Annotated in this window: 15 protein-coding genes; 9 read left to right on the forward strand and 6 right to left on the reverse strand. The window is 70.1% G+C overall.

The features are described from left to right. Positions 1–42: 42 nt before the first annotated feature. Together Z052_RS16305 and Z052_RS16310 are read right to left on the reverse strand one after the other, a co-directional pair. Positions 43–1,863 (reverse strand): ribosome biogenesis/translation initiation ATPase RLI, encoded by a 1,821-nt coding sequence (locus Z052_RS16305; protein ID WP_049931463.1) that lies wholly within the window; start codon positions 1,861–1,863, stop codon positions 43–45. 1 nt (position 1,864) lies between these two features. Then, the gene (locus tag Z052_RS16310) at positions 1,865–2,173 is read right to left on the reverse strand and encodes a hypothetical protein (RefSeq protein WP_086215915.1); all 309 of its coding nucleotides are present in this window, start codon (positions 2,171–2,173) and stop codon (positions 1,865–1,867) included. A 284-nt stretch (positions 2,174–2,457) separates the two neighbouring features. On the opposite strand from Z052_RS16310, the gene Z052_RS16315 reads away from it, so the two are divergent. Further along, the gene (locus Z052_RS16315; RefSeq protein WP_099289256.1) at positions 2,458–2,739 is read left to right on the forward strand and encodes a helix-turn-helix domain-containing protein; all 282 of its coding nucleotides are present in this window, start codon (positions 2,458–2,460) and stop codon (positions 2,737–2,739) included. A gap of 65 nt (positions 2,740–2,804) precedes the next feature. On the opposite strand, the gene Z052_RS16320 is transcribed toward Z052_RS16315, so the two are convergent. Further along, positions 2,805–3,080, reverse strand: a complete 276-nt coding sequence (locus Z052_RS16320; protein WP_049931522.1) for a hypothetical protein — start codon at positions 3,078–3,080, stop codon at positions 2,805–2,807. 243 nt (positions 3,081–3,323) lie between these two features. On the opposite strand from Z052_RS16320, the gene Z052_RS16325 reads away from it, so the two are divergent. Then, positions 3,324–4,298: a C-terminal binding protein gene (locus tag Z052_RS16325; protein ID WP_086215917.1), complete on the forward strand. Its 975-nt coding sequence runs from the start codon at positions 3,324–3,326 to the stop codon at positions 4,296–4,298. A 31-nt stretch (positions 4,299–4,329) separates the two neighbouring features. On the opposite strand, the gene Z052_RS16330 is transcribed toward Z052_RS16325, so the two are convergent. Further along, positions 4,330–5,127 (reverse strand): DUF6663 family protein, encoded by a 798-nt coding sequence (locus tag Z052_RS16330; protein WP_089308017.1) that lies wholly within the window; start codon positions 5,125–5,127, stop codon positions 4,330–4,332. A gap of 114 nt (positions 5,128–5,241) precedes the next feature. Here Z052_RS16330 and Z052_RS16335 point away from each other — a divergent pair, with 114 nt between their 5' ends. After that, positions 5,242–5,931 carry a methyltransferase domain-containing protein gene (locus Z052_RS16335; RefSeq protein ID WP_049931458.1) on the forward strand — a complete coding sequence of 230 codons (690 nt, stop codon included), beginning with the start codon at positions 5,242–5,244 and terminating at the stop codon, positions 5,929–5,931. Between the two features lie 27 nt (positions 5,932–5,958). Here Z052_RS16335 and Z052_RS16340 read toward each other — a convergent pair whose 3' ends face one another. Then, positions 5,959–6,405, reverse strand: a complete 447-nt coding sequence (locus Z052_RS16340; protein WP_086215919.1) for a type IV pilin — start codon at positions 6,403–6,405, stop codon at positions 5,959–5,961. Positions 6,406–6,549: 144 nt separating this feature from the next. After that, positions 6,550–7,926, reverse strand: coding sequence for a hypothetical protein (locus Z052_RS16345; RefSeq protein ID WP_094520919.1), 1,377 nt, complete (start codon positions 7,924–7,926; stop codon positions 6,550–6,552). Positions 7,927–8,112: 186 nt separating this feature from the next. Between Z052_RS16345 and Z052_RS16350 the strand changes: the two genes are divergently transcribed. The 6 genes from Z052_RS16350 to Z052_RS16375 all read left to right on the forward strand — a co-directional run. Further along, positions 8,113–9,393, forward strand: a complete 1,281-nt coding sequence (locus Z052_RS16350; protein ID WP_086215920.1) for a hypothetical protein — start codon at positions 8,113–8,115, stop codon at positions 9,391–9,393. A 144-nt stretch (positions 9,394–9,537) separates the two neighbouring features. Then, positions 9,538–10,326 carry an electron transfer flavoprotein subunit beta/FixA family protein gene (locus Z052_RS16355; protein WP_049931454.1) on the forward strand — a complete coding sequence of 263 codons (789 nt, stop codon included), beginning with the start codon at positions 9,538–9,540 and terminating at the stop codon, positions 10,324–10,326. Further along, complete coding sequence (locus Z052_RS16360; RefSeq protein WP_086215921.1) at positions 10,326–11,270, forward strand: electron transfer flavoprotein subunit alpha/FixB family protein; 945 nt, start codon at positions 10,326–10,328, stop codon at positions 11,268–11,270. Before Z052_RS16355 ends, Z052_RS16360 begins: the two co-directional genes overlap by 1 nt. An 81-nt stretch (positions 11,271–11,351) precedes the next feature. Then, entirely contained in the window at positions 11,352–12,275 is a 924-nt protein-coding gene (locus Z052_RS16365; RefSeq protein ID WP_094495720.1) for a DUF5995 family protein, read from the forward strand. A gap of 44 nt (positions 12,276–12,319) precedes the next feature. Next, the gene (locus Z052_RS16370; RefSeq protein WP_176455094.1) at positions 12,320–12,574 is read left to right on the forward strand and encodes a hypothetical protein; all 255 of its coding nucleotides are present in this window, start codon (positions 12,320–12,322) and stop codon (positions 12,572–12,574) included. A gap of 49 nt (positions 12,575–12,623) precedes the next feature. Then, positions 12,624–13,290, forward strand: a 667-nt coding sequence (locus Z052_RS16375) for a replication factor C small subunit (protein ID WP_099289257.1), incomplete at its 3' end; no start/stop codon positions are given.

Consider the following 13,290-nt stretch of genomic DNA (forward strand, 5'->3'; position numbering starts at 1 on the left):
AATCGACGGGCGTCGGGGGGCAACCGCGAACGTCGATTCCGATCAGCCGGAGTAGTAGTACTCGCCGTCGCGCTTCTGCTGGCTGTCGAGCTGTGAGCCCGGCTTATTGATCCGGGGGCGTCCGGTGCGCTCGTCGCGGCGGAAGGTGATCTCGAGGTCGGCGAGGAACTCGTTCATGCCGTCGCGCATGTCCTGCGGCGGCGCCGCGCGGCCGCGCTCGGCCGGCTCGCCGTCGAACACCATCAGCCGGTCGGCCAGCAGGTCGATCATGTAGATGTCGTGGTCGATCACCATCACCGTCGCGTCGTGGTTCTCGGCGTACCGGCGGATCGCCGTCGTCGCCCGGACGCGCTGCTCCACGTCGAGGTGGGCCGAGGGCTCGTCGAGCAGGTAGAGATCGGCGTCGTCGGAGAGACAGGCCGCGATGGCGACGCGCTGACGTTCCCCGCCAGAGAGGTCCGAGAGGTTCTGCTCCATCACGCGCTCCAACTGGAGGGGCTGGGCGATCTCGGTGTTCCAGTAGGAGGAGCCGAACTCGTCGGTGATCGACGAGAGGAACGCGTCGACCCGCATGTGCTGGTCGATGTCGATGTACTGCGGCTTATAGGAGATGTCGAGCGCGAAGTCGAGCTCGCCCTCGTCGGGCTCCAAGTCACCCGTGAACAGCTGCGCGAGCGTGGACTTCCCGATCCCGTTCGGGCCGACGACGCCCAACACCTCGGAGCGGTTGATCTCGCCGCCCTCGACGCGGAGCTCGAACTCGCCGTCGCCGTACGACTTCCGCAGGTCCGGGTACTCGATCAGCGTCTCGCTCCGGGAGGCGACCCGCGGCGCGTGCTCCTCGAAGGTGATCGCCGACGGGCGGATCCGCATGTTCTCGTTGTCGAGGTACCCCTTCAGGTACTCGTTGATCCCCTTCCGCACCGACTTCGGGTCGGTGATGACCCCGTACGCGCCGGGCTCCCCGTACGCGACGTGGAGGGTGTCGGCGAGGAGGTCGAGGATGGCGAGGTCGTGTTCGACGACGAGCATCGACCGGTCGGCCGCGTCGTCGTCGGCGAGCTCGCGGATGAGCCGGGCGACGATCATCCGCTGGCCGATGTCGAGGTACGGCGTGATCTCGTCGAGGAAGTAGAAGTCGGCGTCACGTGCGAGGCACGCCGCGATGGCGACGCGCTGGAGCTCGCCGCCCGAGATGGAGTCGATGTCCTGGTCCATCACCGGGCGGATGTTGAGGCGGTCGACGAGATCGTCGAGCGCGCCGCGCTCGTCGGTCCGCTCCAGGAGTTCGCGGGTGTTCCCGTCGAACTGGTTCGGGATCTGGTCGACGTACTGCGGCTTGCGCGCGACCGTCACGTCGCCGTCGCGGAGCGATTCGAGGTAGCTCTGGATCCCGGTGCCGCGGAAGCGGTCGAGGACGCGCTCCCAGTCGCCGTCGGCGGCGTGGTCGCCGAGGTTCGGGACCATCTCGCCGGCGAGCGCGTGGACGGCCGTGGACTTCCCGATCCCGTTCGGACCGAGGATACCGGTGACACTGCCCGGCTCCGGCGTGGGGAGGCCGTACAGCGAGAAGGCGTTGTCGCCGTAGCGGTGGACCGGGTCGTCGTCGAGTTCGGAGGGGAGGTTGATGATCTCGATGGCGTCGAACGGGCAGGAGTTGACGCAGATGCCGCACGTCTCGCCGAGACAGATTTCCTCGGAGATGTGGATCTGGTCCGGATCGCCTTCTTCGGCGTCCTCGCCGCGCTCCGTGATACACTCCTTGCCCGTCCGGTTGGGCGGGCAGTCCTTCATACACTCGTAGTTACAGCGGTCGGGCTGACACCGGTCGAGGTCCACGACCGCGATACTGTCGTCCGCCATCTCAGACCCCCAGTTCGACGCCGGACGTCAGGAGGACGGTGTAGCTGATGAACCAGAGGGTGAACGTGAGAAACGCGACGTAGAGGTTGTCTTTGACGCCGAAGTCCCCGACGCCGACCGCTTTAAATATCGGGTACTGCGCGATGACGAACGCCCCGAGCACGAACACCGCGGTCGTGCTCGCGGCGGAGGCCGGATCGGTGCCGACGTAGACGGCCGAAACGACGCCGGCGGCGATCCCGGCGAGACAGCAGATGGTCGTGACGACCACGCCGCGCGCGTGGTCGGAGAGGCCCGAGTCGTCGCTCATGCCTTCGGATCCGCGAGCGCCCGTGAAAAGCCGTTCGTTCCCGCCGCCGGCCGCGACCGCGACGGGAGTACCGCGGGGACATCCGCCGGGTCGGTCCGGCGCGCGTCGCCCCGGCCGAGGCGCGCGCGAGCCGAATCGCTGACTGACTGGTCAGTCCAGCGGGGAGAAATAGGGCCATATTGCCGGTTTGTACCGCGAAAAGCGGCGCATATCTCCGGTATACGGCGGTTCAGCGGCAATGCTCCATCAACATTTATGAGCGTGTGCGGTTTCGAATCGTAACGATGGAAGGAACTCAAACGGAGGGCCTCGACGACCTCCCGCCGAGCGCCAAACTCGTCTTCAAGGTGCTCGAGTACAACGGACCGTTGACCCAGAAGGGGATCGTCCAAGAGTCGATGCTGTCGGCCCGCACCGTCCGGTACGCGCTCGAACGGCTCGAGGGGATCGACGTCGTCGACGAGGACGTCTACTTCGCGGACGCCAGGCAGAACCTCTACAAGCTCACGGAGCCGGCTCAGGAGTTCACCGCCGACGAGAACGAGGCCTCCTGTACGGCCGACTGACGGGATCTTCCGATCGTCGGTGCGGTTCCGATCGCCCCCCTTCTCGCGGCGGCCCGATGCGGTCCCTATGACTCCGGACGCTCCGCGCCACGTGCGCCGCTGACGGCGGTCGCGATCGTGAGGACGACCGCGACCGACAGCGCCGAGGTCGCCGCCAGCACGAACGCCAGCAGGAGGAACCAGACGTCCGGTCCGAAAAGCGGGTACTCGCGCGTGTCGATCACGGGGCCGAGCAGTTCGAGGGTCCTGACGAGGTACAGCAGGACCGCGAGCAGCGCGCCAGCCGCCGCCCCCACTCGGACGTTGCGGTAGAACGACAGCGACTCAAGGAGAACCAGCATCGGGGGCTTCGAACTGTCCTCGCTCACAGGTAGCCGTACGGTCGGCGGCCGCAAAGAGTCATCGGAACGCGACCGAGGCCCCCGGAAGCGGGGGGCGACGAGGCCGATTCGAAGCGGACGGGCGGCCCGTTGACCGAGCCTCGACGACACGGGGAGAGGATATCCTACACGATCGAAACGGACGTATGAAGGCCTGACAGCGTCAGTGACAGTCGTAAAGTGGATCGGCGGGAGAGGAGGCGTATGGCCAAACTGGTGCTGTCCGCGTTCCCGATGATAGACCCGGAGACGTACCGCGAGGTGCTCGCGGACGCGGTCGACGAGCCGGTCGAGATCGAAGTCGCGGAGCTGGGCTCGACCGAGCGGCTGATCGACGCGGCCTCGGGGGCCGACGCTGTCGTCACCGACATCAACACGCCCGTCACGGAGGCGGCGCTCGACGCCACGGACCTCGACGTCGTGGTCCGGTCGGCGGTCGGCGTCGACAACATCGACGTGGAGGCGGCCGCGGAGCGCGGCGTCACCGTCACCCGCGTCCCGGACTACTGTACCGACGAGGTCGCGACGCACTCGGTGACGCTGCTCCTCGCGTGCCTGCGGTCGCTGAAGCCGTACGACGACGCCGTCGCGGGCGGCGGGTGGAGCTGGGAGGCCGGCGCGCCGATCCGGCGCGTGAGCGCGTCGACCATCGGGCTGCTCTCGTTCGGGCCGATCGCGCAGCGCGCCGCCGAGCAGCTCTCCGGGTTCGACGCGGACCTCGTCGCGTACGACCCGTTCGTCGGTGCCGACGAGATGGCCGAGTACGGCGTCGAGGAGGTCGATTTCGAGGCGCTGTTCGACCGGGCCGACCACGTCGGCGTCTACGCCCCCCTGACGGACGCGACCCGGGGAATCGTCGACGCTGACGCGCTGGCGCGCCTCGACGAGGACTCGGTCGTCGTCAACGTGAGTCGCGGTCCGGTCGTCGACGCCGACGCGCTGCTCGACGCCCTGGAGGCGGACGAGATCAAGGCCGCCGGCCTCGACGTGCTCGCCGAGGAACCGCCGGAGGACGACCCACTCGTCGGGCGCGACGACACGGTCGTCACGCCGCACGCGGCGTGGTACAGCGAGGAGGCGAAGGACGACCTCAACCGGAGCGGCGCGGCGGACGTGGCGGCCGTCCTCAACGGCGAGACGCCGGCCGGCCGGGTCGACCCCGACGCGGACTGGCTGTAGTTCGGCGCCGTCGACGGCGCAGGTGCTCCGTCTACAGGCGGTCGAGGGCGTCAAAGTCGTCGTCGTCCGAGTCGCCCGCCTCGTCGAGAACCGGCGAGTCGCTCCCGCCGTCACCGTCGGGGTAGTTCGCGTCGAGCCCCGCGGCCAAGCCGACCCCGAGGTCGTAGGTGTCGCGGACCGTCTGCGCGAGGACGCCGTCGCGGTCGAAGACGACGTAGACGGCGACGAACTCGTACTCCGCGGGGCGCAGCACGAACACCTCCCGCGGGTCGTCGTCGTCCCGCGAGTCGTTCACCCGCGCGACGAGCGGTTCGATCGGGAGCCGCCCGGTTCGGACCTCCTCGAAGGTGTCGCTGCCGGGCGCATCGGCGAAGAGGTAGAGCGCGCCGTTCGGATCGCCGTCGTTCGACCGGGTCGTGATCGAGCCGACGGGCTCGCCGTCCGCGCGGATCTGTCGCCACGTCTCGACGGCCGCCTCGAACATCCCCTCCACGTCGTCGGCGAAGCGGAACCGGGTCTCGCGGACGACCTCGACCTCGCGGAATCGCGCGGAGCCGTCGGTCCACGCCAGCGTCGCGTCGACGACGAAGCCGGGACGGAGCGCGTCGACGGCGTCCGCGAGGTCGCCGTCGTATCCCTCGGCGGTGGCGTACAGCGGGTCGTACCGGTCCGCGGCGTCGGGGTCCGTCGGATCGACCGGCTCGTCGGCGAGTTCGACGAGGACGAACTCCTCGGCGTCGTCGACGCCGCTCCGAGCCGCGTCGTCGTCGATGTCCGGCCGCTGGCGCCGGTCGTGGACGCGGAACCGGCCGCTCGTCGTCGGGTTCATGCCCGAGGGAACGGGTGGCGGGCGGAAAAGACGGTCGGAAGCGGGCGCCGAAACCGGCGTCGGCCGACCGCGGATCCGTGTCGTTATGGGGCGGGCGGCCCAATGAACCGGTAAATGGGGATCCTCGAGGACAAGTCGAACGCCCGGCTCTTCTACAAGTACCTCTCGAAGGTGTACGACCAGATCAACCGCTTCAACTGGAACGAGGAGATGCGCGCCGAGGCGCTCTCGTGGCTGGAGTTCGGCGACGACCCGACGGTGCTCGACGTCGGCTGCGGCACCGGGTTCGGCACCGAGGGACTGTTAGAGCACGCCGACGACGTCCACGGCCTCGACCAGAGCGTCCACCAGATGGAGAAGGCGTTCGAGAAGTTCGGGAAACACGACCGCGTCGACTTCTATCGCGGCGACGCCGAGCGGCTCCCGTTCCGCGACGACGCGTTCGACGTGGTCTGGTCGTCCGGCTCGATCGAGTACTGGCCGAATCCCGTCGAGGGGCTCCGCGAGCTCCGCCGCGTCGCGAAGCCCGGCGGACAGGTGCTCGTCGTCGGTCCGGACTACCCGAACAACCCGATCCTCCAGCGAGTGGCCGACGCGATCATGCTGTTCTACGACGCCGACGAGGCCGACCGGATGTTCGAGGCCGCCGGCTACGAGGAGTACGAACACCACATCCAGCAGGCGACGCCACAGAGTCCGCGAGCGATCACGACCGTCGCTCGCGTTCCCGGCGGCGACGGAACGGACGACGGGTCGGGTTCGACCGCCGCCAACGCGGAACCCTCGGCGCCCGACGCCGAGTGAGAGCGCGGTTCCCGCGTCGCGCTCGCTTCAGCCCGCTTCGACGGACGCCTCCAGCGACGCGACCGGCTGCCCGTCGGCCGTGATGTCGACGGTGACCGTCCGGCCGGGTTCGAGCGTCGGATCGTTGGTGTCCGCGACGCGGAACGTCGCCGTCTCCCCGACGCGCAGCGTGTCGTCGCCGGCGGCGTTGAACGGACCGGTCGGCCCGGGGTGAAACCCGGCGGCCGAAAAGAACGGGAGCGGCGGCTGTTCGTCGAGCGGTTCGCCGTCGATGCTGACGCGGATCGTCACGGCCGAGACGTCGATCGGGTCGCCGCCGCGGTGATCGATCGCGATCCGATCGTCGGTCGCCGACAGCGACAGCACCGCCGACGGCGGCACCGTCGCGCTGGGACCGTCGAGCGCGGCGGCCGCGACGCCGCCGGCCAGCACGACCGTGATCGCGATGAGCAGCACGCCCGCGACGGGCGCCATTCCCCGGCGGCGACGAGCGGCTGGTGGCACGGCGGTCCTGCGGCGGTTCCGTACAAAAGGGTCGGCCCGGGCGGCGGCGAGCGGGGGCGGAAACGCGGGCCGGAACGGGCGGTCCGGACCGGCGGAGACGACCCGGCCGACCGGTCACTCGTCGCCGACCGGCCTCGGGGTCGTCAGGGGTTCGATGTCGTCGAGAACGACGACGTACGGCTCGTCGACGACCGTGATCCGGTACGGCTCGGCGGGCGAGAGCGTCCGAACGACGCCGGCCCCGTCGGTGGTGCCGATCGCCCGACTGTCTCCCCCGCCGACGGACTTCGTGACGGTGACATCGGGAACCGGTTCGCCCGTCTCGTCGTCGAGGACGGTGACGGTCACCGGGCCGCCGGGGTAGGTCCGCTCGACGGTGACGTTGAACCCGTCGCCGGAGGCGGTGACCGGTTCGCTGTCGGGGAACGCCGTCAGGCCGACCCGCTGGTGTTCGACGAACACCTGTTCCGTCCCGCCGCTGACGAACGTCTGGAGGGTGCCGAACTCGTGCGGGATCGTGATACGCTGGACCGAGCCCGCGCCGAACGCGTCGGGCTGGCGGAGCGCGGCCGTCTCAGGGTAGGCCGCCTCGGTCATCTCGATGGCCGCGTCGTTCGAGATGTCGCTGCCGCCGCGGTCCCAGCGGCCCGTGCGGAAGACCTCGCGAACGTACTCGTCCTCGACGACGGTCGCGAGCACGACGGCGCCCTGGCTCGACGCGACGTAGATGTCGCTCGGGGCGGACTGCCCGCGGGCGATGGCGAGGGCGCGGTCGCGGACCGGCCCCTCGTACACCTGTAGCGCCACCTGAAGCTCGTCGAGCCGACCGGGAGAGCTGAAGTCCTCCGTCGCGTCGGCGAGCGCGTCGATCGCGTCGAGCCGCTCGTCGTACTCCTTAGCGGTCGCCGCCACACGGACGAGTTCGTCGAGCAGTTCGCGGTCGGTGATCTCGCCGTCGGCGTGCGAGCTGAAGGCCTCCGACTGGCGGCTGTACAGCGCCACCTCGGCGCGCTCGACGCGGTTGATCTCCGCGAGGATCTGCTGTTGGCGCTCGACGTTCGTCTCGGTGCGCTCGATCCGGTCGACGACGGCCGCCGTCTCGAAGGCGGCGTCGGCGTCGGCGGTCGCGAACCCGAGCGACGATCCGAGGTCGGGGCCCCGGGTGGACGTGCTGACGCGCGTCGCCGCGCCCGACGGCGTCGAGAGCGTCCGGAGCGTGAGGTTCGCCGTTTCGATCTGCGGCGCGAGTTGGCTGGGGGTCGACGGGGAATCCACCGAGGAGGCGAGATCGACGGACCGTGACGGGGATGTGGAGGGCGAGACGGGATCAACGGACTGCGCCGGGCCGGAAGGCGGGACGGAGGCGGCGGGCCGCGCCGGCTCTGAGGCGGGCGAAGCGCCGTCGGAGGCGACGACGTCGGGGCCGGCGACGCCGGCGACCGGCGCCACGAGCAGCAGGACCGCGACCGCGGCGATCGGGAGGGCTCTCATCGTCTGCTGGTTCGCCCCGCGATACAAAAAATCCACCCACTGCGGTCGGTCACCGGCGCCGTGCGGGTCGGTGTCGCGGTCGACGGCGCGTCCGGCCGCGGACGTGAGTGGGAGTTCGACCGCGTTTCCCGTCGAAAAACAGCGTATGGAAAGCGTTTTGCCCGGCGCGCGAGTGGCCGGAGACGTATGCGGAACCCCGCCCTGCGCGCGTTCTTGGTCGCGATCGTCGCGCTCGCGTTGCTCGCGAGCGCCGGCGGCGCGGTCACCGGCGCGACGACGGCCCCCTCTCCCCTCGACGCGGAGGTCGCCCCGAACCACGCCGGGCCGCTCGACGGCTCGACCGACGTTCGGGGGTCTCTCGGCGGGGAATCAGCGGTTCGCCAACAGACCGACGACGCGATCACCTCGCCGTCGACGACCCGTATCCGACTCGCGTTGAACCCGGACCGGAGCGCCGACTGGACCGTCGCGGTGCGGTACTCGCTGGCCGACGAGAACGAGACCGACGTGTTCCGCACGGCCGGCGAGCGCTTCCGCGGCGGCGAGATCGGGCCGAACGCCGCGCTGTTCGAGGGATTCCGTCGGGAGGCGAGCCGCACCGTCGACCGGTCGATGTCTATCGAGGGCGTCGAGCGGGAGGTCGAGGTGTACGAGGACCCGAGCGAGTTCGACGTCGCCACCGAAGACGCCGTCGCCGTCGGTGAGTTCCGCCTGCGGTTCACCTGGACCGAGTTCCTCGCACAGGACGGCGAGAGCCTGATCCTCGGGGACGCGCTGACGACGCCGGGCAACGAGACGTGGCTGCGTAGCCTCGAGGCGAGCCAGACCCTGGAGGTGGCGACGCCGGAGGGGTACGCCGTCACCGGAACGCCGAGCACCGCCGTGACGCAGCTCTCCGACGGCGACGTGATAATCGAGGGCCCCCAGACGTTCGAGAGCGGCGACCCGGTACGGATCGTGTACGAGCCCGCCGGGGCGGGCGCTCCGTGGGGAATGCTGGCGGCCGCGATACTGCTCGGGGCCACGCTCATCGCCGGCAGCGTCGTCGGGTACCGCCGGATCACCGCCGAGGAGGACGTCTCGGACGAGTCAGCCGCGACCTCCGAGACCGCGGACCCCGGCGGCGCCGACCGGAAGCCGATCGGTGCCGGCGACGGCGGTCCGGAAGACGACGGTTCGGGGGACGACCCCGGCGATTCCGTCGGAAAGGGGGAGGACGGCGACGACGGGCCGGACCTCTCGCTGCTCTCGGACGAGGAACGCGTCGAGCGGCTCCTCGACGAGAACGGCGGCCGGATGCGGCAGGCAGACATCGTCGCCGAGACCGGGTGGTCGGACGCGAAGGTCTCGCAGTTGCTCTCGGCGATGGCCGACGAGGGGCGCGTCGAGAAGCTCCGACTCGGCCGCGAGAACCTCATTTCGCTGCCCGACGGCGAGGACGAGACGGGCGGCGACGGCGAGGAGTAGGCGGAAGCGGCGACACCGAGGAGACAGCGACGGCGGCGACAGCGCCCGTTCGAGCGCCGAGCGCTGACCCGCGGAAGCGGAAACCGCCGGTCCGTCCTCGCCCGTTCCGAAAACCATTACAGGGCGAGCGACCGAGTAACGATCATGAAGGTTCTGGTGACCGTCAAGGAGGTCGCGGAGGCGGACGACGACTTCGCGATCGAGGGGACCGACATCGCCGAGTCCGATCTCGAGTACGATCTCAACGAGTGGGACGACTACGCCGTCGAGGCGGCGGTCCAGCTGGCCGAGGCCGGGATCGCGGACGAGGTCGTGACCGTCACCGTCGGGCCGGAGCGCTCGGAGGAGACAATCCGGATGGCGCTCGCGAAGGGCGCCGACCGCGCGGTCCGCGTCTGGGACGACGCGCTGGACGGCGGGTTCGCCGACGTCGCCTCGAAGGTCGAGCTGTTCGAGGCGGTCGTCGCGGAGGAGGAGCCGGACCTGATCCTCGGGGGGGTCCAGGCGGCCGACACCGGGTTCGGCGCGACCGGCGTCGCGCTCGCGGAGCGGATCGGCTTCGAGCACGCCGCGGTCGTCAACGACCTCGACGTCGACGCGGACGCGGGGGTGGCCCACGTCCACCGCGAGCTGGAGGGCGGGGTCGAGGAGCTGACCGACGTCGACCTCCCGGCGGTGTTGACCGTCCAGACCGGGCTCAACGAGCCGCGGTACGCGAGCCTCCGCGGGATCCGGCAGGCACAGCGGAAGGAGATAGCGGTGAAGGCGCTGTCCGACCTCGGGCTGACGGCCGAGGACGTCGAGAGCGCGCTGACGCTCACCTCGATGTACGAGCCGGAGAGCGAGTCGGACGCGGAGATCATCGAGGGGGACGCCGGGGAGTCCGCGGGTCGCCTTGCCGAGGTCCTCCGTGACAAGGGGGTGAGCGCGTAATGAGCGTGCTCGTCGCCGCCGAACACCGCCGGGGAGAGCTCCGCGACGTCTCGTACGAGGCGATCACCGCCGGCCGAGAGCTCGCCGACGCGCGGGGAGTCGACCTCCACGTGGCGGTCGTCGCGGGCGACGTCGACGCCTTCGCGGAGGAGCTGAACCGCGAGGGGGTCGACGCGATCCACGCCGTCGCCGACGGCGAGGAGTTCGACCACAACGCCTACCGAGCGGCGGCCTCGACGCTGGCCGACCGCGTCGACGCCGGGGCGGTGGTGCTGCCGAACTCCGTCAACGGGCTCGACTACGCGCCCGCCCTCGCCGAGAGCCTCGGCGTCCCGCTGGTGACCGACGCGGTCGGGATCGAGTACGACGACGGGCTCACCGTCACCCGCGAGATGTACGGCTCGAAGGTCGAGACGACGGTCGACGTCGAGGGCGACCGGTTCGTCCTCACGGTCCGGGGCGGTGAGTGGCCGCCCGCGGAGGGCGTCGGAGACGCGACGGTCGAGACGGCCGACATCGACCTCCCCGAGTCGGGAGCCCGCGTCACCGGCTTCGAGGAGGTCGGCGGCGGCGACGTCGACATCGCGGACGCCGACGTGCTCGTCTCGGTCGGCCGCGGCATCGAGGAGGAGGAGAACATCGAGCTCATCGAGGACCTCGCGGACGCGCTCGGCGCGACGCTGTCCGCCTCTCGACCGATCGTCGACAACGGTTGGCTGCCGAAGAACCGGCAGGTCGGACAGAGTGGGAAGGTCGTCACGCCGGACGTGTACATCGCGGTCGGCATCTCCGGCGCGGTCCAGCACGTCGCCGGCATGAAAGGGTCGGACACGATCGTCGCGATCAACACCGACCCGAACGCGCCGATATTCGACATCGCCGACTACGGGATCGTCGGCGACCTCTTCGACGTGGTGCCCGAACTCATCGACGAGTTCGCGTAGGCGGACCCCGGAGCCGGCGGCAACGCTCTTGTATCGCGGCGGAGTACCGAACGTTCTGACGGCGTTCGCCGTCTCGTCACGATGATCCCGATCCGCACCAGCGTTCCGACCGTCGACGAAGCGGAGGCGCTGCTCGCCGGAGTCCGACGGACAGTCGACATCGAGGCGGACGGCGCGGCCGCGGCCCTAGCCGATGAGGAGCCGGATCTGGGCCTCCTCGAGATCGTCTCGGGCCCGTTCGCGTCCGTCGCCGATGTCGACGAGCGGCTGGCGCGGACCGAGTCGTACCTCCGCGAGCGCGGCGACCGGCGCGCGGTGTTTCTCACGGTGTACAGCCGGATGACGGCGACCGTCCGGACCGCGATCGACGACGGCGCGTTCGTCGACCCGGAGTGGGCCGCGTCGTACCTCGTCGCCTTCGCGGAGCGCTACCGCCGGGCGCTGGCGGCGTTCGAGCGCCGCGCGTTCGAGTCGCTCCCGCGACCGTGGCTGATCGCCTTCACCGCCGCGGTCCGCGGCGAGTCGCTCGTCGCGCAGGACGCCCTGCTCGCGATCAACGCGCACATCACCTACGACCTCACGTACACGCTCGGTGCGGTCGAAATCGACCCGGACCGCGATGTCAAGCGCGAGGACCACGACCGCATAAACGCGATCCTCGCCCGGCTCGTCCAGACCGTACAGGACGTCCTCGTCGAGGCGTACGCTGCGGTCGGGATCGCCGGGGTCGACCGGCTGCTCGATCCCCTCGACGACCGGTTGGCCCTGCTCGGCCTGAAGGGCGCTCGGGAGTTCGCCTGGCGGAACGCCGTGTTACGCGCCGACCTCCCGGCGTGGCTCGGGGAGCGATACGTTGACTGGCGCGCCGAGACCGTCGCGACTGGCGCCGCGGCGGCCGTCCTCGCGCCGGATGTAGACGCCGACGCGACGGGGCGCCTGCGAGAGGCGGAGGACGGCGGCGACGCGGCGAGCGCGTTCCGCGAGGCGGTCCGACGGCGGATGTAGCGACGAGAGAAACACTGATGACGGTCCTCGCGGATATGACGACTATGCCACATATCCGGGGGACGGTCCACGGCGTCGCCGCGATGGTGACCCTCGTCGTCGGGTCGATGCTGACGGACGCGATCCGCGAGGAGTACGAGCTGTTCGCGCAGATCGCGGCGACGACGACGCACCTGCTCATCGACGTCGCGGAACTGCCGGTGTCGCGAGAGATCGCGGCGGTGGTCGTCCCCGTCGGCGTGTTGATGGGAGTCTGGGTGTTCGCGTACGAGCTCCAGCGGCTGATGCGGGCGGAGTGAGAGCCCGGTCTCGGTTCGTTTATCACCCCGCCGACCCTCAGATCGGGCAATGAGCGAGGCCGACGAGCAGCCGGCTGCGACCGCGACGGGCCGGGAGATCTGGATCGAGAAGTACCGGCCGCAGACGCTCGACGACATCCACGGGCAATCGGAGATCGTCGAGCGGCTCCAGAGCTACATCGCGCAGGACGACGTGCCGCACCTGCTCTTCTCGGGGCCCGCGGGCGTCGGGAAGACGACCGCGGCCACCGCCATCGCCCGCGAGATCTACGGCGAGGACAACTGGCGCGGCAACTTCCTCGAACTGAACGCCTCCGACCAACGCGGCATCGACGTCGTCCGCGACCGGATCAAGGGGTTCGCGCGCTCGTCGTTCGGCGGCGACTTCCGGATCGTGTTCCTCGACGAGTCCGACAGCCTTACAGATGATGCACAGGCGGCGCTCCGCCGCACGATGGAGCAGTTCTCCGACAACACCCGGTTTATCCTCTCGTGTAACTACTCGTCGAAGATCATCGACCCGATCCAGTCGCGCTGCGCCGTCTTCCGGTTCTCGCCGCTGTCGGACGAGGCGGTCGGCGGGATGGTCCGCGAGATCGCGTCCGCGGAGTCGATCGAGGTGACCGACGCCGGAGTCGACGCCTTGGTGTACGCAGCCGACGGCGACATGCGCCGCGCGATCAACTCGCTTCAGGCGGCGGCGACGACGGGCGCCG

Origin of the sequence: Halorubrum sp. C191, assembly GCF_002727095.1 — an archaeon.
GTDB lineage: Archaea > Halobacteriota > Halobacteria > Halobacteriales > Haloferacaceae > Halorubrum > Halorubrum ezzemoulense.